General features: G+C 46.4%; 5 protein-coding genes. 3 read left to right on the top strand and 2 right to left on the bottom strand.

Annotated elements, in window-relative coordinates:
* On the bottom strand, positions 1 to 270 hold a 270-nt coding region (locus tag F6K37_RS42280; RefSeq protein ID WP_287257203.1), incomplete at its 3' end, for a type II toxin-antitoxin system Phd/YefM family antitoxin.
* A 236-nt stretch (positions 271 to 506) separates the two neighbouring features.
* Between F6K37_RS42280 and F6K37_RS42285 the strand changes: the two genes are divergently transcribed.
* The 3 genes from F6K37_RS42285 to F6K37_RS42295 are packed head-to-tail and all read left to right on the top strand — an operon-like array spanning position 507 to position 1,044.
* Positions 507 to 740, top strand: coding sequence for a type II toxin-antitoxin system Phd/YefM family antitoxin (locus F6K37_RS42285; RefSeq protein ID WP_008184190.1), 234 nt, complete (start codon positions 507 to 509; stop codon positions 738 to 740).
* Positions 730 to 855: a hypothetical protein gene (locus F6K37_RS42290; RefSeq protein WP_267872028.1), complete on the top strand. Its 126-nt coding sequence runs from the start codon at positions 730 to 732 to the stop codon at positions 853 to 855. The genes F6K37_RS42285 and F6K37_RS42290 overlap by 11 nt, the downstream gene beginning before the upstream one ends.
* Before the next feature lie 3 nt (positions 856 to 858).
* The gene (locus F6K37_RS42295; protein ID WP_287257204.1) at positions 859 to 1,044 is read left to right on the top strand and encodes a hypothetical protein; all 186 of its coding nucleotides are present in this window, start codon (positions 859 to 861) and stop codon (positions 1,042 to 1,044) included.
* Between the two features lie 119 nt (positions 1,045 to 1,163).
* Here the strand turns inward: F6K37_RS42295 and F6K37_RS42300 are convergent.
* Positions 1,164 to 1,413, bottom strand: a 250-nt coding sequence (locus F6K37_RS42300) for a PIN domain-containing protein (protein WP_502887841.1), incomplete at its 5' end; no start/stop codon positions are given.

Here is a 1,413-nt window from a genome sequence, read left to right on the forward strand (position 1 = left end):
AGAGCCTACCCGAACCTGGTTGAACACTTGATCAGGATTAATATCTAAAGCCTGTATTTGATACTTCTGACGAAATTCGGCCAAAGTTGCCCCAAATCCTAAATTCTCTGATAAATTCTCTGATCTCAAGCGTTGATACTCCCTGAGGGACAACACAATCGCTACAGGTTTACCCCGGCGCGTAATCTGTACCGGCTTACCCTGTTCGGCATCATGGACAATTTCAGCAAAGCGTACGCGAGCTTCCGCTAAGTCGTATCCTTCAGACATTTTTCGGGTTTTTAGCTATAGGGCTATAGTTGATGGCTATAGTCTAGCTAAAACCCTAGTGCGATGATCCTTTGGAGCCGCTACGCGATCGCATTTTGTAGCTTTTGTCGGGTGGGCATTGCCGGCTTCCAACCCCCAATCCTTCCAAAGTATCCCTATACTAGAGTAGGTGTAGCTAAATAAATTAGCTTGGAAGGCAATCCCGGACGCAAAGCATAAAGCAGTGAGGTAAGCTGATGGTTTGGAGAATTGAAGAGGCACAGCAAAAGTTATCTGAACTGATCACTGCTACAGCTACTGAGCCTCAGTTGATTTACGACCACAATCAACTGGTGGCGGTGGTGGTAGAGGCTCAGACTTTTCAAGAGTTCTTGGCTTGGCGTCAACAGTGTCAAAAGCCCTCAATAGCCGAGGCTTTCGCTCAATTGCACCAGCTTTGTGTAGAAGAAAACTACACTCTTGAAACGTAAGTATTCAGCCGTCAGCTATCAGCTATCAGGCACTTTAACTGCATGGGGTCGGATTAGTGCGATGCTCCAAAAATGGGCATTGGTGGGCATTGCCCATTTAATTGATCGCCGTTAAATCATGATTGAACGGCGCAATGCCCACCCAAAAATTCGATTGCCGATTGCCGATTGCCGATTGCCGATTGCCGATTCCCGATTCCCGATTGCCGATTCCCGATTCCCGATTCCCGATTCCCGATTCCCGATTGCCGATTCCCGATTGCCGATTGCCGATTGCCGATTCCCGATTCCCGATTATACTTGACCCCTGCTTGGGGATTGGTGGGCATTGCTCATTTAATTGATCCCTGAACAATTTTGTTCTTTCAACAGCAATGCCCACCCTACGATTCTCCCGACTAAATTCGCGCATTCGCGCATTCTTTAGAGCTTATCTACCCGACATTGGGTTAACCCTTGAGCTTTTTTAGCAAATTTCTGATCAAAGGTGTAAAACTCTGAACAATGCTGACTCAGGGCTAAATGAAAGGCATCAGCAAAATCTAAACCATTTTCATGCCATTGAATAACTTGAGCCATCAAGCTAGGGTTGGCAAGACGAACATTGGGTAAACCAAAAAGATTTCTCAACCCTTGACAGATAGCGGCGGGTTTGAACTTATAAGAGGCAACC

Source organism: Moorena sp. SIO4E2 (assembly GCF_010671945.1).
In the GTDB taxonomy this organism is placed as follows: Bacteria; Cyanobacteriota; Cyanobacteriia; order Cyanobacteriales; family Coleofasciculaceae; genus Moorena; species Moorena producens.